This window comes from Pseudoroseicyclus aestuarii (genome assembly GCF_003217255.1).
Classification (GTDB): domain Bacteria; phylum Pseudomonadota; class Alphaproteobacteria; order Rhodobacterales; family Rhodobacteraceae; genus Pseudoroseicyclus; species Pseudoroseicyclus aestuarii.
This window is the reverse complement of record NZ_QJTE01000006.1, coordinates 78906-104348: the sequence shown is the minus strand read 5'-3', so window position 1 is coordinate 104348 and position 25443 is coordinate 78906. Positions and strand designations below refer to the sequence as shown.

Genomic DNA, 25443 nt, shown 5'->3' with positions numbered 1-25443 from the left:
CGGCGGCGCTCCACCTGGTCCGACTTGAAGGGCGAGAGCGCGGTCCGGTAATGCTGCTCGATCACCGCGACCCAGAGGTTGCGCATCGCCTGCACATCCTGCGGCTCGCTGCGCGATCCGGCGACGACCGGGACAGCCTCCGCCTCGCTCTGGTCGATGGCAAAGGCCATGCTCATGGCGTTCCTCCTTCCGGCTGGTGACTGGGGACGGGATGCTGTGGGTCCGGAGCAAAGTCCGGCGCCGCGCTCTGCGGCTCCTCCGGCTCTGCGCCGATCAGGATCACGCGCATCTGCCGGGTGACGGCGGCGCAGGCCCCGGCCCAGACGCCGGCGCTGCAGTCCCAGCCCGGCAGCGGCGGGATCACCACCGCGTCGCAGCGCGCCAGCAGCGGCCGGCACCACGTCGACCAGAAGGTCTCGTCCAGCGGAACGAGGGCGTCGCTCCAAGGATCGCGCTGCAGCATCGCGTCCGCCTGCACGACCGGCGAGACGGCGGTGACGCCCGCGCAAGCGAAGCGGCTGGTCCAGCCTGCGGCGGCATCTGCTGCCAAGCTCGACAAGCTCGGGCACCAGCGGCCGCCATCGTCGGTGCTTTGGCGCATGTAGGGGGTGGCGAGATAGGCGAGGCTGCCGCGCAGCACCTGCGCCGCGTCGATCAGCGCCACGTCCCGCTGCAGCAAGCCGCTGCCAGTATAGCGCGCGCAGAGCTGCGGCCAGTCAGGATCGCGAGGCAGGCGGTGGTGCATGCTCATGACAGGGCCTCCCAAAGATCGGGGACGGCGCGCAGCTGCGCGGTCAGCTCTGCCCGCATCGGACCGGAGAAGAAGCGCATCGGCCCCGTCTCGCTCTCGGCGTTGAGCGCGACCCGTTGCCCGCCGTCCTCGCACAGAGCAGGCTCGAGCGCGTAGTGCGCCAGCAACTGCATGCGCAGGCGGGCGCCACGCTCACGTAAATTGGCGCCCAGACGGAGCGCGTGGATCGCTGTCGAGCCGTCGTTTGAGATGAAAAACGGACGCGGGCGGCGGAACGCCTGCACCGCGTCCAGGCTGCGCCGGCGACAGGACACGCTAGGGCGCAGAGAGAGGGGCCACGAGCGCCGCATCACCGAGCGCCCGCAGGAACTTTGTAGGGCAAACTTCCAAAGGCCGAGTTACCGGCCTCGCGCAGTTTGACCAGGAGCGCGCGCTGATCGGCGATGGCCGAGCCGGCCTCGTCATGCTCGAGGATCGCGCGGTTGATGGCCTGCGGATCGCCGCTCTGGATCGCGGACATGCCTGCGCTGATCGCCTCGCCGAACTCCTTGGAGCTGACGCCAATCTGCGCCAGCAGGTTATCGGCACCGGCAGCGCCTGCCCCGCTGGGATGGAACACACCGCCGGCATGCGCGGCGAAGTGCTCGGCCAGCACCCGCGCCGCCTCGGGCGACATGCGTGCCAGGCGGTCGAGGTGATTGACCCCCAGCCCGTGCGGGCGCTTGGCGCTCTTGGCGGTCGCCTCGGAGAGGGTCGAGGCGGTGAGCCCCAGCATGTCCGAGGCTGCCTCGAGACCGCCGGCGGCGGTATAGGCGCGTGACACGGCATCCTGGACGGAGCCGGCAGGATGGTTGCGGCTCATTGCGAAACCCTCCGCGTTGCTTTCGCTTTTCGGGAAGACGCGCCGCGTGCATCTCTGGAGCATGAGATCAGAGCGGCGTGATATGTGGGGTGGAAAGGAATCAGGCGGCCCCCTTCTGATGTGGAGCAGCGGTGTGTTCCGCAATAGGCTGAAATTTCGGCCAGCTGGTCGCCGGAATCGCGCCACTGGTGGCGGCTTCGATGCGCAGCGCCATCTGCCAGCTGGGCGCCTTTATTCCATTGGAGATTTCACTCACATAGCTGCGAGAAGCAGCTACTTTCCGCGCGAACGCGATCTGACTGATACCGTGATCTCTCAGATATTCCGGAAGGGTTGTCATGTTCAGCTTTGTCGCACATAGCGAATTTATACGCAACGGCTTCGTTCGCGACTTGCGACGGGCGTCGCAGTCGGAGGTCGTGTATCATCGACCTATGCGGCTGAAGATCAAAGAGATGCGCCAGGAGCGCGGCTGGACCGTCGATGTTCTCGCTGACAAAGTGGGTATGTCTCGCAGCTACGTCAGCGAGATCGAGAACGGAAAGAAGACGGTCAACAACCTGCGCCTATCCAAATTTGCCGAAGCATTTGGCGTATGGCCTGCCGATCTGATTGATGACGGCAGTGTCGATCCAGACATTGTTGAGCACATCAAGCTCATGCGCCGCCTTAGCCCGAGCGACCGAGAAGCCGTGCTTCGCCACGCTCTCGCCCTCGATAGAGGTGAAAGGCCCGACTAAAATCGAGCCACTCGGCGCGATCCTCCGGGCTCAGCTGCATAAGCAATTCGATCAGTTGTGCCTCTTCTGCACGATTCCCCTCGCTCACGTTCGTCTCCCGGTTCGCATTATGTTCTGTTAGCATGCACCGGCGCAGCCGTTAAGGTTTTTCGCTACTAGCGCCAAGTGTCGCTATTTGCGACACTTAAGCTTGACCCAATGTTCGCTATGTGCGACGCCGCTATCGACCTATTCGATGGAGCGTCCGATGCAACACCTTCCTGAGGCCCCGCGCGTCCTGACCGACGCCGCCGCCATCGCGGCCGATCCCAGCAGCTATGCCGACCGGCCGCTGCTGGCGCAGCTGGCACGCCTCGCGCTGATGACGGCCCGCGGTACGCCGCTGCGCCAGACCGGTGACGGCGCCGGACGCATCGCCCTGCGCGTCATCGAGGGAGGCCTGCGGTGACGGGCGCGGCAGACCCCGCACCCACGGCGCTTGCAGCCCTCTGCGACGATCTCGATGCTCTCGCGCCACAGGCGCTCGTCGAACGGCTGCGCGCCGAGGTGCTGCGCAGCGGCGGCACATGGCACACCGACACCAGCGGCCTGCCTGCGCTGCCCATCATCGCCCTGCACGGCATCACCCTCTCGGACATGAGCTACGCGGCTGCCGCCCTGCGCTGGCGCTTCGCCGCCCGCGCCGCTGCCGGTGGCTATGCCGCCGCCGCGCCTGCGGCCGAGCCAGAGCGCCGCGCCCTGCAGCGGGCCTGGGCGCTGTCGGTGCTGCAGCACCTCACACCGGCCAGCGACGCGGTCCGGGACTCGGCCCAGGCGCTGCTGGACCGGATGATCCATCCCGGCCTGCAGACCATTGCGCCGCCGGCCGCCGTGCCGGGTCAGACCATTGCCGAGGCAGCCGCTGCCTTGAGCGGTGCCGCCGCTGCGGAGACGGAGGAGGCTGCATGATCCACGCCTCTTATTTCCAGACGAATGTCGCTGCTGCTGCCGAGGCAGCGCCGCCTGCCCCCGCGCCCCAGGGCGAGGAGGTCACTGTCCTGTGGTTCGACCGCGCCAAGGGCTACGGCTTCGTCAGCTTCGATCTCGGCGCAGAGGCCCTGCTGCATGCCAGCACCCTCGACTGGGCCGGCCGCTCCGGCATCGCCCCCGGCACCCGTTTGACCGTCCAGCTCGCGGAGACCGACAAGGGCACCAAGGTCAGCGAGATCCTGAGCTTTGGGCCGGCACCAGCCGCCACGCCCGTGCCGCCCGCCCTCCTCGAGGAGATCGGCCGCGAGGTCGATGCCGCGGCCCTGCCCGTCGAGGCGGCGCGGGTGACCTGGTACGACGCCCGCCGCGGCATCGGCTTCGCCCGGGCCTTCGGCGCCCCGGACCGGGACATCTTCCTGCATGCCAGCGTGCTGCGCCTCGTCGGGCTCAACCCGCCCGCCAAGGGCGAGGCGCTGGCGCTGCATGTCACCGAAGGTCCCCGCGGCCTCATCGCCGTCGCAGCCCGTGACTGGGCCCAGGTCGACCTGCAGGCGCAGGAGGCGGCCCAGGCGCAGGCGGAAGAGCCGACCGAGGCGCAGGACCAGAAGGCGCAGGCACAGGCGCATCGCGCAAAGCCCGGAGAGGCATCATGAGCCGCGCTGCGCAGCGCTCCGGCGTCCAGGACCGCGACCCGCGTTTCGCCGAGGGCCGCTGGCTCGGCGTCGTGCTGATCCTCGCCGTCCTCGAGCTGCTCATCGGCGCCGCGATCTTCCTCTCCGCCCGCGTCTGCTGGAGCTGCCTGTGACCCTCCCAACCGATCAGCCTCAAAGGGACACGAAGCTTGGTCCGGCGAACAGCGCGGAGCCTGCCGCCGTTGACGCCGCGCGCGCCACGCCTGCCGATCCGCATTGCGTCTCCGGCTCCGCCCCCGGTGATGCCTCGAGCCAAGCCGCCGGGGCGCGGCAGGCCAATCGCACCCCGATGAAGCAGAGCCCCGAGGACGAGGCCGTCACCGGCAAGCTGCTGGCCGCAGCCGCGCAGGAGTTGCGGCAGTTCGTCGAGCGCACCGAGCGCCTCGCGGCCGAGAAGCAGGACATCGCGGACCAGATGAAGGAGGTCATGGCCGAGGCCAAGGGCCGCGGCTACGACACCAAGGCCCTGCGCAGGCTCATCGCCCTGCGCAAGCGCGACCCGGACGACGTCGCCGAGGAAGAGGCCATCCTCGACATGTACAAAGTCGCGCTGGGGATGTGAGCGATGCTGGACACCTCTCACACCTTTTCGGCTGACGGCCCGCTCCGCATCCTCGTCGGCTGCGAGACCAGCGGCGTCATGCGCCGGGCCATGGCCGCGCGCGGGCACGACGTCTGGTCCTGCGACCTTCTGCCGGCCGAGGACGGCAGCAACCGGCACCTCACCGGCGATATCCGTGACTACCTGCCCCTCGGCTGGGACATGCTGGCCGTGATGCATCCGCCCTGCACCCGGCTCTGCAACAGCGGCGTGCGCTGGCTGCACGAGCCGCCGAAGAGCCCGCCCGCTGATGCGACCGCCCAGGAGCGCGCGGACTGACCGACCCTCTCGTCAGAGGCGCGCCGTGCGATCATGTGGCGGCTGCTGGACGAGGGCGCCGGGCTCTTCACCGCTTGCTGGCAGGCCCCGATCCCGCGCGTCGCGATCGAGAACCCGGTGATGAACCCGCACGGCCGCGCCCGCCTGCCCGAGGACCTGCCGAAGCCGCAGATCGTCCAGCCCTGGTGGTTCGGCGAGCCGGCCTTCAAGGCCACCGGCTTCTACCTGCGCGGTCTGCCGCGGCTGGCAGCGACGGAGAAGCTGACACCGCCGAAGGCCGGCACGCCCGAGCACAAGGCTTGGAGCGCGATCCACCGCGCCCCGCCGGGCCCGGACCGCTGGAAGATCCGCAGCCGGACCTTCGAGGGCCTGGCCGAGGCCTGCGCCGACCAGTGGGCTGGCACCGTCACCGACGCAGCGGAGGTGCCGGCATGAGCGGCGGCATCAGCATGGCAGACCGCATCGCCTGCGGCTGCATCGCGCATGCGTGGTGCGGGCGGCATGGCTGCGCGAAGGCGGCAAAGCAATCGATCAACACAATTCAACTCGAGACACAGGAGGCCTAAATGGCAGTTGCGCGAGTTCAGCCACTCTTCATTCGCCCAGGCCAAGCGCCAGAAGCTTTCGGCATCAGCCGGGCGACGCTTTATCGATGGGCCGAGCAGGGGAAGGTAAAGATCTATAAGCGAGGCTCCTCTAGCTTCGTCAGCGTTGAAGAAGTTAGCAACTTCATCGTGGGGGACCAGATGGGGGACCAACCCAACGAAGATCGAAAAAGTTAAGTTAAAACAAAGTCCATGGGTGCCCTCTGGGGGCACCACCGATCCATCCCATGCTGTTGCACCTTTAAGCGTCCAGCCTCTTTGCTGACTGGTGCCCGATCGCAGGGCCGAACGCACCGAGGCAGGAGAAGCGCGGGATTCTCCAGTGCCTAAGATCGGTGAGGGAGGCCGCGCCTGTCCGGTATGGCGGGGCCCCCGGCAATGCGGGGTCTGCGCCGATGACCTATAGCGCTGTCATTGCCCGAAGGGCGGGGTGCAGCCCGGCGATGCCGCGGGGGCTCCAGCCGAGGCTGCGCAATTTGCCCGTCTCCATCGCGCAGACCGCCCCGGCATCGGCGCGCCGCGGAAGATGGCCGGAATGCCCCGTCACGCTGGCGTAGGCCGCCAGAAGATCGCGGCGGTCGAGCGTGATATCCGACAGGTTCAGGACATCCGGCCCGGGATGGCGCAGGGCGACCGCGACGGCGGCAGCCACGTCCTCTGCATGCACCTCCGTCGCCACGCGGGGGGCAATGGGGCGCCCGGCCCGAAAATCGGCGAAGAGCGCGCTCCACTTGTGGTCCCGCCCCGGCGGCGGCGGGCCGTAGACTCCGGTTGCCCGCAGCGCGATGCCGCCCCGCGCGATGACCTCGGCCTCGATATCGCGCTTGAGGGTGCCGTAGAGCGTATCGGGCTGCGGGATCATGTCTTCGGTCAGGCACGTGCCCGGCGGCCGGCTGCCATAGACCGCGCGGGACGACAGGAAGACGATCCTGCTGCCGCGCGCCGCGTCGAAGAGGTGCCGCGTTCCGTCCCCGTTGCGCCGGATGAAGCCCGCGGGGTCACCGCCTTCGCCGCCGCGATAGCGACCGGGAACATGCGCGAAGGCCGCATGGACCAGCGCATCGGCGAAACCGAGGTCGGGACACCTGCCCCCGAGGTCCCAGTCCAGATGCGGCAGCCCAAGCGGCGAGGCGCGGCGCCCCAGCGTCGTGACCGCATGCCCCGCCGCCACGAGATGGGCGGCGATCGGATGGCCGACGAGGCCGGTGGCCCCGCTCAGGACGACGCGCATGGCGCGGGCAAGCTGCAGACATCGGGAACCCGGCCTGCCGCGCAGGCGTGCCACAGATCGATCAGGGGCCTCAGGCGATCGGCCTTCGCATGATCGACCCAGGGTTTCTCGTACTGGTAGTGCAGCACGCATATCTCGGGCCAGGACCACAGCTCGGGCATGTTGATCCAGGCGTATTGCAGCATGTTCATGGTCACCGGCAGGCCGTGCCAGTCGGGGAAGAAGTCCTGCAAAAAGGTCTGGTCCGTCCTGCGCCAGAACGCATCCGGCCTGTCCAGATGCGCCAGCATCCGCTCGAAGGTCCGACTGTCGGGACGGGCCGTGAAGACGCCCGAGTTCAGCCGGTGAAAATCCGCGAGGCTCTCGTAGACATTGGGCGCGGCGCTGAATTCGGGGTAGTCGAACAGGCGGTCGATGTTGCGAAGGACCAGCGTGTCGGCATCGAGGAACACCACCCGGTCGTAGTCGAGCTGCCAGAGCCGCAGCTTGACGAAATTGTCGAGCGGCGTGTGGAAGACCGGCTTGTCGCCCTTGCGGAAGGGCGCGGCGCCGTGAATCCGGTCCCGCGCATGGGCCGCGTTGAAGCCCGCCGACATCGGCAGGAGATCGACGCGGACCAGCCGCGCCCCGGCCCAGGCAAGCGGGGATAGCGCGGCCTCCGACACGGCATCCGTGTGCATCACGACGCGATCGGCCGCCGTGCCGGTGGCGTCGATGGTATGCAGCAGGGCGCCGGCCCCGCGCGCGAAGTCGTCGTTCGTGACAAGGGTGACGAAGGCGTTCCGCATGTCGTCAGAGGGTGCAGCTGAAGGTGCCGAGGTCCGGGCCCCGCTCTGCCGTGGCGCCGAGGGGGCGCCTGCAGTCGAAGCGGGCCGGAAGCGGGCTGCGGCCGATGCGACGGGCCGCTGTAAGCGTGGCGAGCAACCGCACACCGATCGCCTGCCCCGCCCTTCCGGGCTGCCGTGGGATGAACCGGTCGCCGAACGCGCCCACGCCAATTCTCGCGATCGTCATGGAGTCCCGTCACCGCAGCTTCCCTGGCTTCGATTTGGTAAGCGTTAACCTGCCCCTATGGCAAGTAGCCAGTGCGGCGAAACGGGACGGCACCAGCAGTTGCAGGTCACGCAGTTCATGCAACCGGCGGTGAACGGCGCGCCGATCGCCCGGACAGGGGCGCGGCAGGCCCCTCGCGCGGTCCCGGCAAGGTCCGGCCCATGGCCCGCAGGGGCCGCCGCCCTCGTACACGCGATCCTTACCCGCCGCGCCGCAGACTGCGCGCGATGGATCTGTGTTTTCATATCGGGGCCAATTGCGCCGACGGCGAGCGGCTGGTGACCTCCCTCCAGAAGGACAGGGCGGCGCTGGCCGCGCTCGGCACGGCGGTGCCGCAGCCGGCCCGCTACCGGCGCCTCCTGCGCGAGACGCTGGGCGCCATCGCCTCGGGGCAGGAAGTGCCCGGCACCGCCCGCGGCCTGGCGCTGCGGCAGATCCTCGACACCCGGGAGGAGCCGCAGCGCCTCGTGCTCAGCGATCCGGCCTTCCTCGCCCTGCCGCCGGGCATCTTCCGGGGCGGCGCGCTCTACCCTGCCCTCGAGCGGCGGCTGGCGGCACTGCGGGCGCTGTTTCCGCAAGACGCGCTGCACCTGTGCCTGACGCTGCGACACCCGGCGGCCTTCGTCGCCGCGACCTTCGCCCGGACCCGGGCCAGGCACCTCGATGTCTTCATGGACGGCGTCGCACCGCAGGAAATCGCGTGGTCGGGGCTGGCCGCCCGCATCCGCAAGGCCCTGCCCGAGGCGCGGCTGACCCTCTGGTGCAGCGAGGACATGCCGCTGGTCTGGCAGGAGGTGCTCGAGACGGTCGCCGGCGCGCAGGACGCGCCCTCGGGCCGCCACGACCTGCTTGCCGAGATCCTGCCCGCACCGGCGCTGGAGCGCTATTCCGCCTATGTCGAAGCGCACGCCCTCAGCGCGGCGCAGCGGCGCCACGTGATCGGCGTGTTTCTGGGAAAATTCGCGATCCCGAAGGCGGTGAAGCAGGAGATCGACCTGCCCGGCTGCTGCGACGGCACCCTCGCCGCGATGACGCAGGCCTACGAGGCCGATCTCGCGCGCATCGCGCAGATGGAGGGGGTCGCGCTGATCCGGCCCTGACCCCTAGGGGCGACCGCGCCCGGTGCGGGACCGGGCGCGGGCCGAGGTCACATGCCCAGGGCGGCCTTGTACATGTCCATGATCGCCTCTTCCTCGGCAATATCGTCGGCGTCGCGCTTGCGCAGGGCGATAACCTTGCGCAGGACCTTGGTGTCGTAGCCGCGGCCCTTGGCCTCGGCCATGACCTCCTTCATCTGGTCGGCAATATCGGCCTTTTCCGCATCGAGCCTTTCGAAACGCTCGATGAACTGGCGCAGCTCGGCGCCCGCGTCTCCCTCGCCGCCGAAACCGCCGCCGGCATTCACGCCAGAATCGCTCATCGCCTGTCTCCTGCATTGTACCGATGTGCTGCTGGGGGCCGGCCATAGCCGCAGCCGCGCCCTGCCGCAACCGCCCTTGCGCCAGAGCGGGCGCGGCTTTACCTGCGGCGCGACACGGCAGGAGGGACGACATGCAGGCCTTGATCTGGATCGGAGCGGCGGTGACGCTGGTCGGGCTGTGCACGATCATCTGGAGCGGGCTCAAGGTGATGCGCCTGCGCCGCGCCGACCTGCCCGACGACGAGTTTCGGGCCAGGCTGCTGCGGGTGCTTCCGATCAATATCGGCGCGCTCTTCACCTCCTTCATGGGCCTGATGCTGGTGGTGGTCGGCGTCGTCCTGACCTGAGGTCATGGCGCGCTGGACGCCCGCCCCGCGGCGCCCTATCTTCAGCCCATGGATATCAGACAGATCACATCCGGCTATGCCGTGAGCCCGCAGATCCGCCCCGAGGAAGTCGCCGCCATCAAGGAGGCCGGCTACACCACGATCATCTGCAACCGCCCCGACGCCGAAAATCCGCCAGAGCTGAAGTCGATCCGCCTGCGCGAGGTCGCCGAGGCGGCGGGGGTGCATTTCGTCGACAACCCCGTGACCCACGACACCCTCGGCGAGGGGCGCATCGACGAGCAGGCCCAGGCCATCGAGGCCGCGCCCGGCCCGGTCCTGGCCTATTGCGCCAGCGGCACCCGCTCCTCGATCCTCTGGGCGCTGTCGCAGGCAGGCAAGATGCCCACCGACGAGATCATCGGCAAGGCAGGCGCCGCGGGCTACGACCTCGAGCGGCTGCGCCCCACCCTCGACGCCGCCGGCTGAGGGCTAAAGCCCCAGCCGCGCCGGGGCGAAGGGCGCCGGGTCCACCAACGGCGCGGCGCCCGTCACAAGATCGGCGGCCAGCCGCCCCGCCCCCGGCCCGATGCCGAAGCCGTGCCCCGAAAAGCCAGAGGCCAGCGTCATCCCCGGCAGGCCCGCCAGAGGCCCGATCGCCGGCACGCCGTCTGGCGTAGCGTCTATCACTCCGGCCCAGCCATGGGTGATGCGCGCATCCGCCGCCGCAGGCACCGCCCGCGCCAGTTCCTTCAGCGCGGCACGCAGGTAGGGCTGATGCGGCGCCGGATCGAGCACCCGCATCCTCTCGAAGGGCGAGGCCGCGTCCAGCGCCCATGAGCGCGGCATCCGCGCCTCCTGCCAGCTGGCACCGTTCACCCGCAGCTTCAGATCGCGCCATTCGCGGCCCAGCATGGGCGCAAAATCGCGGAAGAAGGCAAAGCTGTCGGGCACCAGCGGCACCACGTTCCAGGCCCGCCGCGCGAGCGAGTAGCCGCCGTCGAGCCGGGGCCGCAGCGCCACCGGCCCCGCCGCGACCGAAGCGGCACCAAGCTGCGCCGCGGTCTCGATCCGCGCGACCGTCGCCAGCAGCTTGAGCTGCGGAAAGCGGATCGCGGCGTTGCGCAGGAAGAGGCGCGACCAGGCGCCGCCCGCCAGCACCGCGGCCTCGCAGGCGATCACCCCGCGCTCCGTCACCACGGCCGACAGGCGCCCGGCCGCCGTCTCCACCCCCCGCACCGCGCAGGTCTGGACGATCACCGCACCCTGACGCTGTGCCGCCCGCGCGAAGGCCGGCGCGGCCAGGGCCGGCTCCGCCCGCCCGTCACTGGGCAGCCAGAGCCCGCGGGCGAACCCCGGCGCGGCGCCGGGCAGCACCTCGGAGACCTCGCTGCCGCGCAGGACGCGCACCGGCAGGTCATGCGCCCGGGCCAGCGCCTCGGCCTTGTCGTAGCCCGCGGCCTCGGCCTCCGTCCGGGCGAGCCAGGCGGTCCCCGCCTCGCGGAAGCCCGTCTCGATCCCCTGCTCCGCCAGCCCGCGCCAGATCCGCAGGCTTTCGATGGCCAGCGGCATTTCGGCGGCGTCGCGGCCCATCTGCCGCACGAAGCCCCAGTTGCGCGACGATTGCTCGGCCCCGATGCGGCCCTTCTCGCAAAGCACCACGCTCAGCCCGCGCTGCGCCAGCTCCCAGGCCGCGACGCAGCCGATGATGCCGCCGCCGATCACCACGACATCGGCGCGCGGCGGCAGCGCGCCCGCGTCCTCCACCGGCTCCAGCGCCGGGATACCAGTCTTCATGCCTTCTCCCGCCGCTCCAGCTGCAGCCAGATCCCGTCCTTCGCCCGCACCGTCAGATGCGCGACGGGCACCGGGACAGGCCCCGGCGCCAGCCGCAGCTTGCGCAGGAGAACCGCCAGCAGCAAGACCCCCTCGGTCATCGCGAACCCCGCGCCCGGACAGGCGCGCGGCCCCGCGGAGAAGGGCAGATAGGCGCGCCGCGCGCTCTGCCGTCCCGCCGCGCTGTTCCAGCGGCCGGGGTCGAAGGCATCGGGCGCCTCCCAGAGCCGCTCGTGCCGGTGCAGGTGCCAGGGCGAGACGACGATCTGCGCGCCCCGCGGCACTGCCCGGCCGCGAAACCGCTCGGGCCGCGCCGCCTCGCGCACCATCATCGGCACGGGCGGGTAAAGGCGCAGCGTCTCGCGCAGCACGTCGCGTGTGACGCCCAGCCCCGACAGCCCGGCAAAGCTGCCGTCCCAGCCTCTCGCCTCTGCCGCCACGCGGTCCTGCCAGTCGGGATGCGCCGCCAGCAGATAGAGCGCCCAGCCCAGCGCCGCGGCGCTGGTCTCGTGCCCCGCGAGGAAGAAGATCGCCACCTGGTCGATCATCTCCTCGGGGCTGAACCCCTCCCCTTCGGCATCGCGCGCGGTCATGATCTTGCTGGCCAGATCATCGGGCGCCTCGCCCCGCCCGAGCGCCGCAGAGCGCTGCGCCACCAGCCCCGCGATCAGGCCGCGGATCTGCCGCGCGGTGGCGCGGGTTCGCCGCCCATGCACCCGCGGTAGCCATGGCGGCAGCAGCGCGCCGAGGCTCAGCACCGGCTGCAGGCGCTGATGGGCGCGGAAGGCCTCGAACACCTCACCCGCCGCCTGCGCCTCGATCGGCATGGAAAAGAGGCTGCGAAAGATCACGTCGGCGGCGGCATGGCTCGCCTCGGCCTCGATCTCCGTCAGGGTGCCACAGCGCGCCTCCAGCCGGGCGCAGGCCGCCTCGGCCGCGCTGCGCATTGCGGGAAAGGTTTCGCGCAGGCGGCCTCCGGCGAAAGCCGGGTCGATCAGCCGCCGCTGGCGCGCCCAGTCTTCGCCCCCGGTGACGAAGACGCTGCGACCCAGAAGCGGCCGCAGCCCCCGGGTCACGCGCCTCGACTTGCCGAAGTCCCCGGGCCGCTGCCGCAGCACGAGGTCGACCAGGTCCGGATCGTTCAGCAGCACACTGCGCAGCAGCGGCAGGCGCAACTCGGCCATCTTCGCCCGGTACAGCCGTGCCGGCTGCGCCGAGAGGAGATCGGCCCGGAACAGCCGCAGGTAACGCCAGGCCGGCAAGGGGCCCTCCGGCCGGGCCTCCGGCTTTGGCGGCAGGGCTACCACCCGCGCTGCGGCGACAGCGGCCGCGCGATCCGCCCCGGCGAGGGTGCCCGCCCGCCGAAACGCGCCCCCAGCGTCAGCGGCCCGGCGGTCACGCGGAAGTAGTCGTACTCCCCCGGCCTGCCCTCCAGCGCGTCGAAGGCGCAGAGGTACTGGAAATGCAGCCGGAAGAAGCGCCAGCGCAACGCCCGCCAGCGCGCGGGCGACAGCGTCTGCCGGAAGGCCGCCGAGAGCACCAGCGGCCAGCGCTGCCCCGGCGGCGCCACCCCGCTGACCGCGACCGGATCGCAAAGCGCGAAGGCGCAGCCGTCGCCCGGCGCGGTGACGTCGACCCAGATAAGCCCCTCGCTGACCGACAGGAAGGCCAGGTCGCGCCGAAGACGCCGCGCCTCGGGCAGAAAGCTCATCATCGGCACGACCTGCCCCAGCGACAGGAAGGACAGGGCCGGCCCCGCGCGCGGCGGCGGGCCCTGCCGCAGGACATCGGCCAGGACCGAGACGCCCAGATGCGCGCCAGAGGAATGGCCCACCACCAGCACCTCGTCGAGATCCTCGGCCAGCGCCTGCCTCACGCGCTGCGCGAAAGCGCCAAGCCGCGCCTCGAGCTGCGGCGGGTTGGCGCCGCGCCAGCGGGCGGCGAAAGCGTAGTCATGCATCAGGTAATAGGCATAGACCCTGCCGTCCCGCCGCTTGAACCAGCGCAGCAAGGCCACGCCCGCGCAGAGACCCGCAAGCGCCCCCGCCAAAGAGCCGAGTGCCGCAGCGAGCACCGCCCAGGCCAGCACCGCCAGCCCCAGCGCCAGCAGCGCCTGCGCCAGCAGCATCGCCACCGGGTAGAGCGCCGCGATCACCGGCCCCTTGCGCAGCCGGAACAGCTGCCAAAGCGCGCGCGAGGCGGCATAGACCCAGGCCGTGCGCAGCATCTGCCCGTAGGTCGCCGCGATGCCGCCGCCCATCTGCGCGCGCACGATGTCGGACCAGACCAGCACCTCCACCTCCGCCGTGGTGCAGGCCCCCTCGATCACGGCCGTCACCCGCCAGCCATAGCCACCGCCAAACTCCGCAGGCTCCAGCCGGATGTCATGGCCCGAGACTGCCGCCTGCGCCGCCGCCTCTGCCCGATAAAGCTCGCGGTAGCGGCGCGGGTGGAACGGATCGAAGCCGGGGATGTAGAACACCCGCCGCCGCCGCACCCGATCCTGACGCCCCTGCTCCATCCACAGCAGCATCGGCGCGCGATGGTTAGCGAAGGGTTAATCCGCCTCTTCTTCTCTTTCGAAAATATCCCGGGGGAGGCTCGGCGCAGCCGAGGCGGGGGCAGCGCCCCCTCGCCTCAGCCCAGCCGCGCCAGCGCCGGAAAGCTCTCGAGCAGCCAGAAGGCAAAGGCGCTGAATTGCCCCGTCAGCATCATCAGCCCCACGGTCCAGAGCAGCAGGCCCGAGACGCGCTCGATCCGGTCCATGTGCCGCTTCATCCAGCCCATCGCCCCCGACAGCTGCGGAAAGAAGGCCGCGACGGCCAGGAACGGCAGGCCCAGCCCCAGCGCATAGACCGCCAGCAGCGCGGTGCCGCGCCCGAGGTCCGCCTCGGTCGCGGCAAGGCTCAGGATCGTGCCGAGGATCGGCCCGAGACAGGGCGTCCAGCCGAAGGCGAAGGCGAGCCCCAGCACATAGGCCCCGGCGGCCGAGCCGCCGCGATCGCCGCCCTCGATCCGCGCCTCGCGGTCGAGGAAGCGCAGCCGGAAGATGCCGAGGAAATGCGCCCCGAAGATCATCACCGTGATCCCGGCCAGCGTATTGAGCCAGCCCTGCCAGGCCAGAAGCGCCCGCCCCAGAGCCGAGGCGGCGACGCCCAGCAGCAGGAACACGGTCGAGAGGCCCAGCACGAAGAAGGCCGCCGCCAGCAGCACCCGCCGCCGCGCCGCCGCGCGCTGCGACAGGTCGGTGACCGTCACGCCACCCATGTAGGCAAGGTAGGGCGGCACCACCGGCAGCACGCAGGGGCTGAGGAACGAGATCAGCCCCGCGATCAGCGCGACGCCCATGGCCGGCAGCAGCGTCGCATCGAGGATCAGGTCGGCACTCAGCATGGCGGGTCTCCTTCACCTCCCCGCTTAGCGCGGCGCGCGCCGAAGGTCACGGGGGGCCGCCTCACCTCTGCGTGGTGGGCGCGGGCAGCGGCCAGAGCGCCTCGGGCGGCAGCGCCACCCGCAGCGCCGCGCCGATATCCGGCGCGTCCTCTGGCGCCACCAGCGCCTCGATGCAGGTGCCGCCGAGATCCAGCGTCAGAAGGCTTTGCCGGCCCAGGAACTGCCGGGCCACGACGCGGGCCGCATGGCCGTCGGCCCCCGCCCCGGGCAGAAGGCGCACCCCCTCGGGCCGGATCATCAGGTGGCCCTTCCCCTCGGGCGCGCCCTCGGGCAGGGCCAGCCGCCCCAGCGCGCAGTCGAAGACGCCCGCGCGGGACACCCCCTCGACCAGCCGCCGCGCGCCGAAGAAGCGGGCAACCTCGGCATCAACGGGGCGCTGCCAGAGCGCCTCGGGCGGGCCGAGCTGGCGCAGGCGACCCTTCAGCATCAGCCCCACGCGCTGGCCCAGCAGCGCCGCCTCCTGCTGGTCATGGGTGACCACCAGCAGCGTCAGCCCCTCCTGCTGCTGCAGATCGAGGATCAGCGCCTGCATCTCGCCCCGCAGATGCGCGTCGAGGCTGGCGAGCGGCTCGTCTAGCAGCAGCACGCGGGGCCGCAGCACCAGCGCGCGCGCCAGGGCGACACGCTGCCGCTGCCCGCCCGAAAGCGCGCCGATGGGGCGGGCGCCGAGGCCGGACAGTTGCACGCGTTCCAGCGCCGCCTCCACCGCCTGCGCGATCTCGCGCGCGGGGCGGCGGCGCATCCGCAGGCCGAAGCCTATGTTGGCCGCGACGTCCATGTGCGGGAACAGCATCTGGTCCTGGAACACCAGCACCACGCCGCGCCGCTCCGGCGGCAGCCGATCCAGCGGCGCCCCGTCCAGCAGCACCCGCCCCGCCCCCTGCCGCTCGAGCCCGGCGGCGATGCGCAGCGCGGTGGTCTTGCCGCAGCCAGAGGGGCCGAGAAGGACAGTACGCTGGCCTGCGGGCACGTCGAGGGTCAGCCCCTCCAGCGCCGGCGCCTCGGCGCCGGGATAGCGCAGGGTGACATCCTCGAACCGCAGCCCGCTCATGCCGCCCCCGGCGCCCGCCCGGTCAGGCCGCGATGCAGCACCAGCATCGCGGCGAGACCCGGCAGCAGCCCGATCATCGCCACCGCCCCGGCCAGATCGCTGCGCCCGGCGCTGGCCTGCGCGTAAAGCAGCAGCGGCAGCGTCACGACGCGCCCGCTGCCGATCGAGAGGGTCAGGATGTACTGGCTCCAGGACACGAGAAACCCGAAGAAGGCAGCGGCGAGCAGCCCCGGCCAGATCGCCGGCAGCGTGACGTGCAGCGCGACCTGCAGGGGGCTCGCGCCCAGGCTGCGGGCCTGATCCTCGAGCCGGGGGTCGAAGCCGGCGAAGACGCCGGCCATGACCAGCACGACATAGGGCAGCACCGGCACCAGATGCGCCAGCACGACGCCGGCGGCGGTGCCAGTCAGCCCCAGCCGCAGGAAGATCCCGTGCAGCCCCAGCGCCACCGCCAGCCCCGGCACCAGCGCAGGCGCCAGCAGCGCCAGCTCGATCAGGGCGCGGCCGCGAATACGGGTCAGCCCCAGCGCACGCCCCGCCGGCACGCCCAGTACCAGCGCAAGCGCGACGGCGGCGGCGGCGATCCCGGCGCTGGCGGCAAGGGCGGCGGGCACGCCGCTGCGCGCCGAGAGGACCTGCTCCCAGGGCGCCAGGGTGAAATCGGGCAGCAGGGCGGGATAGAACCAGCCGCGCCCGACGGACCAGAGCGCCAGAGGCACCAGCGGCGCCAGCAACCCGAGCACCAGCGCGGCTGTCAGCACCGGCCTCACCGCGCCGCCCTGAGGAGAAGCGCCGCCACACCAGCCGAGATCAGCGCCGTCAGCGCGGCCAGCGCCAGCGCCTCGGGCCTTGCGGCAAGATCGGCGGCGGTAAATCGTTGCCAGACCAGCAGCGGCAGCGCCAAGAGACGGCTGCCGCCCAGAAGCTGCGGCACCTCCCAGGCGCCGAAGGCAAAGGCAAAGGCGATCGCCCCGGCCCGCAGCAGCGCCGGACGCAGGAGCGGCAGGGTGACATGCCAAAAGGACCGCAGGGGCGAGGCGCCGAGGCTGCGCGCAGCCTCCTCAAGCCCCGGCCCGCGGCCCTGCAGGGCGGCCAGCGCGAAAAGCGCGACGAAGGGCGCCTCTTTCCAGGTGTAGTGCAGGATGATCCCCAGCCCGAGCGGGTCCTGCGTCAGCGCCGGGAAATCGGCGGGACCACCGATCAGCCCCAGCGCCGCCGCGCCCCGCGCCAAGAGCCCCGATTGCGAGACGAGGTAGAGAAGGCCCACGGCGCCCACCGCATGCGGCACCGTCAGCACCAGCTGGCACAGCGCCCGTGCGAGGCCGGTGCCGCGCCCGCCCGCGCGGATCAGCAGCGCCGCCGCGCAGCCGAGCGCCAGCGCCAGCGCCGTCGAGGCGCCGGCGATCCAGAGGCTGAAAAGCACCGCCCCCGGCAGCCGCGCCTGCGCCAGCGCCGGGGCCCAGCCGCCCAGCGAGCCTGCCAGTGTCAGTACCAGCCCGCCGCCGAAGAGCACCGCCAGCACGACCAGCGCCGGCGCCAGCAAAAGCGCGGGGGGCAGCGCCCTCACCGGGTTCCGACGTTGTCGATCCAGCCCTCGGCAATGGCCTCGATCCAGGCCGGCTGAAGCTCTGGCAGCTGCGGGCCCTGATCCTCGGGGGCGACGACCTGCGCCGGGCGCGGCGTTTCGGCGAAGGCCTCCTGCATGGCCGGCTCCAGCCGCTCCACCTCGATCGCCGGGGCGGCGCCCCAGACCTGCGGCTGCGCCTTCTCGAGCTGCGCCTCGGGCGAGAGCAGCATGTTCAGCGTGACCAGCGCGGCGGCCTTGTGCGGCGAGTTGTAGGGCACCGCGACGTAGTTCGTGTTCGCCAGCGTGCCCCCGGTCAGGCCATAGCTGCGCATCGTCTCGGGGAAGGTGCCATTGGCCGCCGCCGCCCCGACCTCGGCCGGGTCGTAGGTGAAGTAGAGATCGACTTCGCTGTTGGCGACCATGCCCTGAAGCTGGGTGATCGAGGTCGGGTAGGTCGCCCCCTCGCGCCAGAGGTCGGGCTCCATCGCGTTCAAGATCTCCCAGGCCTTGGGCGCCACCTCGTCGAAGACCTCTTGATCGAAGGGCCCCATTAGCGCCTCGGGCCCGCCGGCGGCATGGTAGAAGACGTGGCGCACGAAGGCCTCGCCGGTGAAATCGGGCGGCGCGGGATAGGTGAAGCGGCCGGGATTGGCCTCGACCCAGTCGATCAGCGCGGGGATGGAGCGCGGCGGCTGAGGCGTGCGGGCGCTGTCATGGGCGAAGGCGAACTGCACCCGGCTCCAGGGCACCTCGCAGCCCTCGATGGGCACGCCGAAGTCGTTGGCGATGGCGGGCGCCTCCCAGTCGACATAAGCCCCGTTCGGCAGCGCCTCGGTATAGCCGCACCAGAGCAGATCGCCCTGTCGCAGGGTGCGGAAATTCTCGCCGTTGATCCAGACGAGGTCCACGGCGCCGCTCTCGTCCTGCCCGGCCTGCTGCTCGGCCAGGACGATGTTCACCGCCTCGGTGGTGTCCGTCAGCGGCACCCGGTTGAGCGTGATGTCATAGTCAGCGGCCAGCCTCTCGCCGATCCAGTCGACGTAACCGTTCGAGGTTTCGGCCCCGCCCCAGAGGTAGAAGTTCACCTCGCCGCCGCGCGCCTGATCGACCACGGCCTCCCAATCCTGGGCAAGAAGCGCGGCGCCATCGGCGGTGTCGGCCCCGGCGGGGGCCGCAAGAACGGCGGCGATGGTGGCGAAGGCGGCGTGACGCATGACGATCTCCCTTTTGCGGCAGAGCGTTGCAGCGCCGCGGCCGATGCGCAAGCGCTGCCTTAGCTGCCCACGAACCAGAAAACGGCGAAGGGCGGGATCGCCATGATGAAGAAGCCGACGAAGGCAAAGAGCCCGTCGCGCGCCAGCAGCGACAGCCCCATCAGCGTCACCGCCCCGCCGAGGATCGAGGAGGTGAAGGGGATCAACTCGAGGAACGGCATCGCAAGACCGCAAAGCAGGCAGGCGGCCTGCGTGATCCAGGACAAGGGCCGCTTCACGAGGAAGGTCAGCCGCTCGCGCGAGATTTTGTCGAGCCAGCGCGCCGGGCGCCGCAGCCAGTCGACCGCGCTGGTCACCCGCCCCGAGGGGACGGTCTGGCGCAGCATCCAGTCCGGCAGCCAGAGGTGGTCCCGGTGAAGCAGCATCTGCACCGCGATCAGCGCGATCGACAGGCCGCAGACGCTGGAAAAGCCGGGGATCCCGCTGAGCGGCGAGAGCACGGCGAGCGCCGGCACCATCATCACCGGCAGGAAGGAAGCGGGGCCGAGCGTGCGCAGGATGTCCTTCATCCCCGTGCGCTCGCCGTCCGCGGCATCCGACAGCCGGTCGAGCAGCTCCTGCACGGTCGCGGGCATCTGTGCCTCTGGCATTCTCGCTTCCCCTTCGTTGCGGCGGCGCGGCGGGCGCCGGTCCGGCGTCATAGCGAACAGGCCGGGCAATGTCTTCGTCCGTTACCGCGCGCGCCGCCGCAACCGCCAGCGCGCTATTCGCGGGTGCCGAAGCGGCGCCAGAGGCCGGCGGCGGCCGCGAAGAGGACAATCACCCCGCCGTAGCCAAGAAAGGTCGCGCCCAGCCCGGCATGCGGCACCAGAAGGCCGGCCAGAACCACCGGCACGCCGAAGGCGGTGTAGCTGAGGGTGAAGAGCGCGGCGAAAAGGCCCCCGCGCTCGTCCTCCTGCGCCAGCGGGATGATCGAGCGCATCACGCCGTAAAAGCAGGTGCCGAAGCCGGTGCCCGCGATGGCGACCGCCACGGCGTAGAAGGGCAGCGAGGCGAGCGCCACGCCGACCAGCGTCAGCGCCGTCCCCAGCGCCAGCGCCGTGGTGCCGTAAAGCGTGACGGCCCGGGCCGTTGCCCCGCGGGCGGCGAAGCAGGCCCCTGCCCCCGCCGCCGCGAGGATCGAGATGATGACCGCCTGCACCAGCTTGTCCGCCACGCCGAAGACATGCTCGACCAGCGGCGCCCCGAGCGAGAGGTAGAGCCCGCCCGTGGCCCAGCCGGCGAAGACCGCCGGGGCGCTGCGCCAGAAGGCGCCCCGCGCCCGTGCCGGGATCGCCACATGCGGGCGCAGCGAGGCAAGGACGCCGCCGTGCCGGGGCGAGGTTTCGTCCGCGAACCAGATCAGCCCCGCCAGCGCGAGGTACAGAAAGACAAGGCAGCCGAAGACATCCGCCTCGGGATGGCCGGCGAAATCCAGCACCAACCCGGCGGCGAGCGATCCAAGCGCCAGCCCGCCCAGCGGCACGACGGAGGTCGCGATGGCGGCAAGGCCGGGACGCCCCTTGGGCTCGAGATCCACAGCGGCGGCGGAAAGCGTGGAAAGCAGCAGCCCACTCGCCACGCCCTGCAGCGCCCGCGCCAGCAGCAGCGTGCCGGTCCCGCCGGCCTGCCAGAAGATCAGGATCGAGACCGAGAGCAGCGCGAAGGCGCCCGACAGCACCGGCCTGCGCCCCAGATGATCCGAGAGAGAGCCGGTGCAGAGCAACGTGATCAGCAGCGTCACGGCATAGACCGCGAAGATGCCGGTCATCGCGACCGGGGAAAAGCCGAACTCCTGCTGCAGCACCGGGTAGAAGGGCGAAGGGGCGCTGGCGCCGGCCATCATGACCAGCAGGGCGAAAAGCACGAGGCCGAAGCCCGCCGGTGCGCCGCGGCTGCCCGCGGTGTCGCTGAGGCTCATTTGGGTCTCTTTCGGATAAGGGATTGTTCGATGATTTTCGAACCCTCCCCTAGTCGCCTTCGGCGGCGGCTTCAACTATCCTTGGGCCATGACCTCAGGCCCCGAGCTTCCCCATCCGGCGCGCGACGAGATCGCGCTGACGCAGGTGCTTTTTGCGCTGAGCGATCCGGACCGGCTGGCCATCGTGCGCCAGCTTGCCGGCGGGCCGCTCGAAATGAAGGCCTGCACGCCCGGTGAGACGGCGCGGGCCAAGTCCACCCGCTCGCACCTGTTCAAGGTGCTGCGCGAGGCGGGCGTCTTGCGCAGCGTGCCGCAGGGGCGCGGGCGGCTGCTGACGCTGCGGCGCGCGGATCTGGAGGCCCGTTTCCCGGGCCTGCTGCAGGCGGTGCTGGACGGGGCGGACTAGCCCTCCGCCCCCTCCTCGACCACGCCGCGCTCTGCGACCGGGCGGCGCAGCATCGGCAGCTGCCGCAGCACCACCGGCAGCACCAGCGCGACGCCGATCACCGTCGGCCAGACCGCCGGCGCCACCAGCAGCAGCGCCGAGGCCGCGAGCAGCGCCCGCTCGTAGGCCTTGAGCGGCGCGAAGAGCCAGCCCGAGAAGACCGCCGAGAGCATCCAGATCCCCGCCATGGCGCCGGTCACCGACAGGAAGAACTGCGACCAGGTAAAGCCGTCGACCACGATCAGCAGCGAGGGCGAGAAGGCGAAGACGAAGGGCACCAGCGCCTTGCCCATGCCGAGGCGGAAGGCCGTGTTCCCCGCCTTGAAGGCATTGGCATTGGCGATCCCCGCCGCGGCATAGGCCGCCAGCGCCACCGGCGGCGTGATGTCCGCGAGCACCCCGTAGTAGAAAACGAAGAAATGCGCGACGAGCGGCTGCACGCCCAGCAGCCCGAGGATCGGCGCCGCCACGGCGATCATGATCAGGTAGTTCGCCGTCGTGGGGATGCCGCAGCCCATCAACACGCAGACCACCGCCGTCATGATCAGCGTGAACAGGAGCGTCAGGCTCTCGACGCTCATGATCTCGAAGGGCAGGAACGACAGCCAGTCGTAGACCCCCGCCGCCCAGCCCGCCGCGACAGAGGTCACGAGATAGGCGATCTTGAAGCCGATGCCGGTCAGGGTCACGACGCCGATGATCACGCCCACCAGCGCAGCGGCGGCGGTCACCGAGAGCGAGTATTTCGCGCCCACGACGAAGCCGTCCCAGAGCTCGCGCACCGATTCCCGCGCGGCGGTGGCAATGTCGTGGCGCAGCAGGTTCTGCACGATCAGCACGAGGATGCAGGACAGGATGCCGTAGAAGGCCGCGAGGTAGGGCGTGCGCCCGGAAAGCAGGATCGCCACCAGCACGAAGAGTGGCAGCGTCGTCAGCCAGCCGGCCTTGAAGACCGCCCAGGCGACGGGAAGCTCGTCCTTCCTGAGGCCGCGCAGGCCGCGGCGCCGCGCCTCGAGGTGCACCTGCACGAGGACGCCGAAGAAGTGCATGAAGGCCGGGACGAGCGCCGCCGTCAGGATCGTCGTCAGCGGCACGCCGAGGTATTCGATCATCAAAAAGGCGACCGCCCCCATGACCGGCGGCGTGATCTGCCCGCCGGTGGAGCTGGCGGCCTCGACCGCGGCGGCAAAATGCTTGGGGTAGCCGATCCGCACCATGGCCGGGATCGTCAGCGAGCCGGTGGTGACCGTATTGGCGATCGAGCTGCCCGAGATCGAGCCCAGCATGGCCGAGGACAGGACCGAGACTTTGGCCGGCCCGCCCGCGAAGCGCCCCGCCACGGCCGAGGCGAGGTCGATAAAGAGCTGCCCCAGCCCGATCCGCGTCGCCATCACCCCGAAGAGCACGAAGTGGAAGACATAGGTCGCGATCACCCCCAGCGCGGTGCCGTAGATGCCCTGGCTGGTGAGGTAGAGGTGATTGACGATGTTCGACCAGCTGGCGCCCGGGTGCTGCAGCACGCCCGGCATCGCCTGCCCAAAATAGGCATAGGCGATGAAAAGCGAGGCGATGACCGGCAGCGGCCAGCCCATGGCCCGCCGCGTCGCCTCGAGCAGGACGACGATCAGGATCGTGCCCATGATCACGTCGATGGGCAGCGGGTTCCCGACACGGAAGGCCAGGTCGTCGAAGATCCAGGGGACGTACATCGCCGAGACCGCGCCCGCGATCGCCAGCACCCAATCGATCAGCGGCAGGCCCAGCGGCGTCAGCAGCCGGTTGCGCGGCTCGGGCGACTGGCCCCAGGCCACGAAGGAGAAAAAGATCAGCGCCAGCGTGAAGGCCAGATGCGTCCCGCGATGCAGGGTCGCGGGCGGGATGCCATAGCCGGCGGTGTAGAAATGGTAGCAGGCCAGCACGAAAAGCGCGGCCGAGCTGGCCCAGCCAAGCACCGGCAGCAGAGGCCGGAACCGGACCTCGGGATCGAAGCGCTCCTCGAGGGCCTTCATCTCGGCTTCGGTCAGCGCCTCGGCGCGGGTGTCGTCCTGGGTCATGGGGCGCTCGCTCAAGATTTGGGCTGACGGCGACTTTAGCGGCGGGGGCCGCCCCGTCACAACCCGCTTCGCGCGCCCGGGCCGATTATCTGACCTGCCGCGGTGCGTAAACGATGCCTTAGCCATGGCATGCCGCCGCGCTTCGTCCGGCACGGACTTCGGTGTATTGGGCGCCGCGGTGCGCGGCAGCCGGAAAGGACCAGACGACATGACCCTCCCTTCGCGAAGCCTCGCCGCCCCGCCCCTGCCGCGCCGCCCTTATGCCGGGCCCGAGACACCGCTGGACGGTCTGCCGCTGGCGACGGGGCTCGATGCGCCGGAATCGTCACCGCCCCAGCGGGTGGTCGACGGCCGCACCTACACGCTCGCCTTCGGGGACGAGTTCGACGCGCCCGACCCGGCCCGCTTCTGGGCTGGCTTCGGCAAGGGCGGGGTCTGGACCACCTCCTTCTCGCCGCACCTCGATGACACGCGCAGCATCGCCGCCAACAACGAGCTTCAGCACTACATCGACCCCGATGCAGAGGATTTGCCGAACCCCTTCACGGTGCAGGACGGCAGCCTGATGATCAGGGCCACCCCCCTGACGCCAGAGCAGCAGGCCCTGTCCGGCGGACAGCCCTACGGCTCTGGCATGATCTCTTCCGAGCTGAGCCATTCCATGCGCCACGGCTTTATCGAGCTGCGGGCCGACGTGCCGGACGAGCGGGGCCTCTGGAGCGCCTTCTGGCTGCTGCCGTCGGACGGTGACTGGTCCGCCGAGGTTGACCTGGCCGAGGTGCTGGGCGGCGAGGCCGGCACTCTGCATCAGAACGTCTGGGAAAGCGGCGATCCCGACGCCTCGCTCGCGCTGGAGACGGGCGCCGGCACGGGCTTCCATACATACGGGCTGCATTGGACCGAAACCCACCTGCAGTGGTACTTCGACGGCGAGCTGGTGCGCGAGACCGAGGCCGTGATCGACGAGGACATGTACCTGATCCTCAACCTCGCCGTCGGCGGCTGGGCCGAGATCCCGGATGACAGCACCGATTTCAGCGACGGGCTGCGCATCGACTACGTGCGCGTTTACGTCCCGGACGAGAGCGGCGGCTGCGGCACTGCCCTGCCCCTGCAGGGCGAGCGAGGCGGCGGCACCCTGGCGGACGACGTGCTGAACGGATCGCGCTGGGGCGACGTCCTGAACGGCCTCGCGGGCGAGGACAGGATCTTCGGCAAGGGAGGCGGCGACAGGATCACGGGCGGGTCAGGCGTCGACCGCCTGTTCGGCCAGGAGGGGCAGGACGCCCTTTTGGGCGGCGCGGGGGCCGACCATCTCGTCGGCGGGACGGGCGAGGACCGGCTGCAGGGCGGTACCGGAACGGACCATATCTGGGGCGGCAGCTACGGCGCAGACGGCGCGCGCGACGTCTTCGTCTTCGCGCCGGGGGACGGCAGGGACTACATCCACGACTTCGAGCCGGGGCTGGACGTGATCGAGCTTGCCGCCCTGGCCGCGGATCCCGCGCGCATCCTCGCCCATGCCGAGGACAAGGGCTGGGCCCTGCGCCTCGATCTTGCCGCCGCAGGAGCGCAGGAGGGCGACGCCCTCTATCTCGCCGGCGTCTCGGCGGCGCAGCTGGGCGCCGAGAGCTTCCAGACCGGCCCCGCCACCCTGCTGTCCTAGCGCAGCCAGCGACGGCCGGTCAGCCCCTCGACCTGGGGCAGCGGCACGGGCTGGGTCACGAGCTCGGGGCGACGCCGCTCGTAGAAAGCATTGCCGCCGGCGGTCACGGTGTAGTGCATGTTGTTGTAGCCCGCGCGGTAGCTCGCGGCGTGGAAATATTGCGCATTCGCGACCAGCGGGTGGCGTTCGCCCCGCATGACGGCCACCGCCGCCTCCTGCGCGAGGGGCAGGCCCCGGTCGGTCATGTCGCGGCGCATCACGCCCGGCGCGAACTGGTTCTTCTGCGATACGACCCCGCAGACGGTACCGGGAAAATCGGGCGAGGCGACGCGGTTCATCACCACGTGTCCGACGGCAATCATGCCGTCGCGGCTGGAGCGGTTGGATTCGAAGTACATCGCCCGCGTCATGCACTCCGTCTCGCTCGGCGCGCCGCGGAAGATGCCGCAGCCGCCAAGCAGGGCGCAGACCGCCAGGAGCGCCAAGAGGCGCGGCGTTTCGAATGATGTCATGGCCCTGCCCCGCTGCGATGCCGGATTCTGCGTTCCGTTGGCGCCCAGCCTACCGGAGGGGCCGGCCTGACGGCAAGGCGGCCCGCGCCGCCTTCGCCGCCGCCGCCCCTGTCCCCCGCGCATGAAAAAAGGCGGCCCCCGAAGGAGCCGCCCTTG

Annotated in this window: 31 protein-coding genes and 1 pseudogene; 13 read left to right on the top strand and 19 right to left on the bottom strand. The window is 70.8% G+C overall.

Annotation, left to right across the window (positions count from 1 at the left end; all coding sequences use genetic code 11):
* Window positions 1-172 precede the first annotated feature (172 nt).
* The 4 genes from DFP88_RS14595 to DFP88_RS16915 form a co-directional block, all read right to left on the bottom strand.
* Complete coding sequence (locus tag DFP88_RS14595) at window positions 173-751, bottom strand: DUF1937 family protein (RefSeq protein WP_110815437.1); 579 nt, start codon at window positions 749-751, stop codon at window positions 173-175.
* On the bottom strand, window positions 748-1035 hold the full coding sequence (locus DFP88_RS14590; RefSeq protein ID WP_146227520.1) for a hypothetical protein: 288 nt from the start codon (window positions 1033-1035) through the stop codon (window positions 748-750). The genes DFP88_RS14595 and DFP88_RS14590 overlap by 4 nt, the downstream gene beginning before the upstream one ends.
* 65 nt (window positions 1036-1100) lie before the next feature.
* A complete protein-coding gene (locus tag DFP88_RS14585) occupies window positions 1101-1613 on the bottom strand; it encodes a hypothetical protein (RefSeq protein WP_110815435.1) in 513 nt (170 codons plus the stop codon).
* A gap of 100 nt (window positions 1614-1713) precedes the next feature.
* Window positions 1714-1953 (bottom strand): helix-turn-helix transcriptional regulator, encoded by a 240-nt coding sequence (locus tag DFP88_RS16915; RefSeq protein WP_146227519.1) that lies wholly within the window; start codon window positions 1951-1953, stop codon window positions 1714-1716.
* On the opposite strand from DFP88_RS16915, the gene DFP88_RS14580 reads away from it, so the two are divergent.
* The 8 genes and pseudogenes from DFP88_RS14580 to DFP88_RS17490 all read left to right on the top strand — a co-directional run bounded on the left by DFP88_RS14580 (window position 1952) and on the right by DFP88_RS17490 (window position 5460).
* The gene (locus tag DFP88_RS14580; RefSeq protein WP_110815434.1) at window positions 1952-2353 is read left to right on the top strand and encodes a helix-turn-helix domain-containing protein; all 402 of its coding nucleotides are present in this window, start codon (window positions 1952-1954) and stop codon (window positions 2351-2353) included. The genes DFP88_RS16915 and DFP88_RS14580 overlap by 2 nt on opposite strands.
* 247 nt (window positions 2354-2600) lie before the next feature.
* Complete coding sequence (locus DFP88_RS14575) at window positions 2601-2801, top strand: hypothetical protein (RefSeq protein WP_110815433.1); 201 nt, start codon at window positions 2601-2603, stop codon at window positions 2799-2801.
* The gene (locus DFP88_RS14570; protein WP_110815432.1) at window positions 2798-3301 is read left to right on the top strand and encodes a hypothetical protein; all 504 of its coding nucleotides are present in this window, start codon (window positions 2798-2800) and stop codon (window positions 3299-3301) included. The genes DFP88_RS14575 and DFP88_RS14570 overlap by 4 nt, the downstream gene beginning before the upstream one ends.
* Window positions 3298-3975, top strand: a complete 678-nt coding sequence (locus DFP88_RS14565; protein WP_110815431.1) for a cold-shock protein — start codon at window positions 3298-3300, stop codon at window positions 3973-3975. Before DFP88_RS14570 ends, DFP88_RS14565 begins: the two co-directional genes overlap by 4 nt.
* On the top strand, window positions 3972-4127 hold the full coding sequence (locus DFP88_RS17100) for a hypothetical protein (RefSeq protein ID WP_181418664.1): 156 nt from the start codon (window positions 3972-3974) through the stop codon (window positions 4125-4127). Before DFP88_RS14565 ends, DFP88_RS17100 begins: the two co-directional genes overlap by 4 nt.
* 176 nt (window positions 4128-4303) lie before the next feature.
* Window positions 4304-4576, top strand: a complete 273-nt coding sequence (locus DFP88_RS14560; protein ID WP_110815430.1) for a DUF2312 domain-containing protein — start codon at window positions 4304-4306, stop codon at window positions 4574-4576.
* 3 nt (window positions 4577-4579) lie between these two features.
* Window positions 4580-5329: pseudogene (locus DFP88_RS14555) on the top strand (hypothetical protein).
* Window positions 5326-5460, top strand: a complete 135-nt coding sequence (locus DFP88_RS17490) for a hypothetical protein (RefSeq protein WP_281268199.1) — start codon at window positions 5326-5328, stop codon at window positions 5458-5460. The pseudogene DFP88_RS14555 and the gene DFP88_RS17490 overlap by 4 nt, the downstream one beginning before the upstream one ends.
* 439 nt (window positions 5461-5899) lie before the next feature.
* Here the strand turns inward: DFP88_RS17490 and DFP88_RS14545 are convergent, their stop codons facing one another.
* Window positions 5900-6730: an NAD-dependent epimerase/dehydratase family protein gene (locus DFP88_RS14545; protein WP_110815428.1), complete on the bottom strand. Its 831-nt coding sequence runs from the start codon at window positions 6728-6730 to the stop codon at window positions 5900-5902.
* Window positions 6715-7518: a glycosyltransferase gene (locus tag DFP88_RS14540; protein WP_110815427.1), complete on the bottom strand. Its 804-nt coding sequence runs from the start codon at window positions 7516-7518 to the stop codon at window positions 6715-6717. The genes DFP88_RS14545 and DFP88_RS14540 overlap by 16 nt, the downstream gene beginning before the upstream one ends.
* A 492-nt stretch (window positions 7519-8010) precedes the next feature.
* Here DFP88_RS14540 and DFP88_RS14530 point away from each other — a divergent pair, with 492 nt between their 5' ends.
* On the top strand, window positions 8011-8883 hold the full coding sequence (locus tag DFP88_RS14530; protein ID WP_110815425.1) for a hypothetical protein: 873 nt from the start codon (window positions 8011-8013) through the stop codon (window positions 8881-8883).
* A gap of 47 nt (window positions 8884-8930) precedes the next feature.
* Here DFP88_RS14530 and DFP88_RS14525 read toward each other — a convergent pair whose 3' ends face one another.
* On the bottom strand, window positions 8931-9203 hold the full coding sequence (locus tag DFP88_RS14525) for a DUF2312 domain-containing protein (protein ID WP_110815424.1): 273 nt from the start codon (window positions 9201-9203) through the stop codon (window positions 8931-8933).
* A gap of 131 nt (window positions 9204-9334) precedes the next feature.
* Here DFP88_RS14525 and DFP88_RS14520 point away from each other — a divergent pair, with 131 nt between their 5' ends.
* Together DFP88_RS14520 and DFP88_RS14515 are read left to right on the top strand one after the other, a co-directional pair.
* Complete coding sequence (locus DFP88_RS14520) at window positions 9335-9550, top strand: hypothetical protein (protein ID WP_110815423.1); 216 nt, start codon at window positions 9335-9337, stop codon at window positions 9548-9550.
* A gap of 48 nt (window positions 9551-9598) precedes the next feature.
* The gene (locus DFP88_RS14515; RefSeq protein WP_110815422.1) at window positions 9599-10018 is read left to right on the top strand and encodes a protein tyrosine phosphatase family protein; all 420 of its coding nucleotides are present in this window, start codon (window positions 9599-9601) and stop codon (window positions 10016-10018) included.
* Window positions 10019-10021: 3 nt separating this feature from the next.
* Here DFP88_RS14515 and DFP88_RS14510 read toward each other — a convergent pair whose 3' ends face one another.
* The 10 genes from DFP88_RS14510 to DFP88_RS14465 form a co-directional block, all read right to left on the bottom strand.
* Window positions 10022-11326 (bottom strand): NAD(P)/FAD-dependent oxidoreductase, encoded by a 1305-nt coding sequence (locus DFP88_RS14510; RefSeq protein ID WP_110815421.1) that lies wholly within the window; start codon window positions 11324-11326, stop codon window positions 10022-10024.
* A complete protein-coding gene (locus DFP88_RS14505; RefSeq protein ID WP_245904830.1) occupies window positions 11323-12627 on the bottom strand; it encodes a cytochrome P450 in 1305 nt (434 codons plus the stop codon). Before DFP88_RS14505 ends, DFP88_RS14510 begins: the two co-directional genes overlap by 4 nt.
* Window positions 12628-12665: 38 nt before the next feature.
* A complete protein-coding gene (locus DFP88_RS14500) occupies window positions 12666-13898 on the bottom strand; it encodes a hypothetical protein (RefSeq protein WP_245904829.1) in 1233 nt (410 codons plus the stop codon).
* A 104-nt stretch (window positions 13899-14002) separates the two neighbouring features.
* Window positions 14003-14758, bottom strand: a complete 756-nt coding sequence (locus DFP88_RS14495; protein WP_110815420.1) for a cytochrome c biogenesis CcdA family protein — start codon at window positions 14756-14758, stop codon at window positions 14003-14005.
* Window positions 14759-14819: 61 nt separating this feature from the next.
* Window positions 14820-15869: an ABC transporter ATP-binding protein gene (locus DFP88_RS14490; protein ID WP_110815419.1), complete on the bottom strand. Its 1050-nt coding sequence runs from the start codon at window positions 15867-15869 to the stop codon at window positions 14820-14822.
* On the bottom strand, window positions 15866-16639 hold the full coding sequence (locus DFP88_RS14485) for an ABC transporter permease (protein WP_110815418.1): 774 nt from the start codon (window positions 16637-16639) through the stop codon (window positions 15866-15868). The genes DFP88_RS14490 and DFP88_RS14485 overlap by 4 nt, the downstream gene beginning before the upstream one ends.
* A complete protein-coding gene (locus DFP88_RS14480; protein ID WP_110815417.1) occupies window positions 16636-17436 on the bottom strand; it encodes an ABC transporter permease subunit in 801 nt (266 codons plus the stop codon). Before DFP88_RS14480 ends, DFP88_RS14485 begins: the two co-directional genes overlap by 4 nt.
* Window positions 17433-18650: an ABC transporter substrate-binding protein gene (locus tag DFP88_RS14475; RefSeq protein WP_110815416.1), complete on the bottom strand. Its 1218-nt coding sequence runs from the start codon at window positions 18648-18650 to the stop codon at window positions 17433-17435. The genes DFP88_RS14480 and DFP88_RS14475 overlap by 4 nt, the downstream gene beginning before the upstream one ends.
* A 59-nt stretch (window positions 18651-18709) precedes the next feature.
* Entirely contained in the window at window positions 18710-19300 is a 591-nt protein-coding gene (locus tag DFP88_RS14470) for an exopolysaccharide biosynthesis protein (RefSeq protein ID WP_110815415.1), read from the bottom strand.
* 113 nt (window positions 19301-19413) lie between these two features.
* Window positions 19414-20610 (bottom strand): MFS transporter, encoded by a 1197-nt coding sequence (locus DFP88_RS14465; RefSeq protein ID WP_110815414.1) that lies wholly within the window; start codon window positions 20608-20610, stop codon window positions 19414-19416.
* 88 nt (window positions 20611-20698) lie between these two features.
* Between DFP88_RS14465 and DFP88_RS14460 the strand changes: the two genes are divergently transcribed.
* The gene (locus DFP88_RS14460; RefSeq protein ID WP_110815413.1) at window positions 20699-21016 is read left to right on the top strand and encodes an ArsR/SmtB family transcription factor; all 318 of its coding nucleotides are present in this window, start codon (window positions 20699-20701) and stop codon (window positions 21014-21016) included.
* On the opposite strand, the gene DFP88_RS14455 is transcribed toward DFP88_RS14460, so the two are convergent.
* Complete coding sequence (locus DFP88_RS14455; protein ID WP_110815412.1) at window positions 21013-23109, bottom strand: TRAP transporter permease; 2097 nt, start codon at window positions 23107-23109, stop codon at window positions 21013-21015. The two genes, DFP88_RS14460 and DFP88_RS14455, sit on opposite strands and share 4 nt — an antisense overlap.
* A gap of 208 nt (window positions 23110-23317) precedes the next feature.
* On the opposite strand from DFP88_RS14455, the gene DFP88_RS14450 reads away from it, so the two are divergent.
* Window positions 23318-24775, top strand: a complete 1458-nt coding sequence (locus DFP88_RS14450; protein ID WP_181418663.1) for a family 16 glycosylhydrolase — start codon at window positions 23318-23320, stop codon at window positions 24773-24775.
* Here the strand turns inward: DFP88_RS14450 and DFP88_RS14445 are convergent.
* The gene (locus DFP88_RS14445) at window positions 24772-25287 is read right to left on the bottom strand and encodes a cell wall hydrolase (protein ID WP_110815410.1); all 516 of its coding nucleotides are present in this window, start codon (window positions 25285-25287) and stop codon (window positions 24772-24774) included. The two genes, DFP88_RS14450 and DFP88_RS14445, sit on opposite strands and share 4 nt — an antisense overlap.
* Between the last annotated feature and the right edge of the window lie 156 nt (window positions 25288-25443).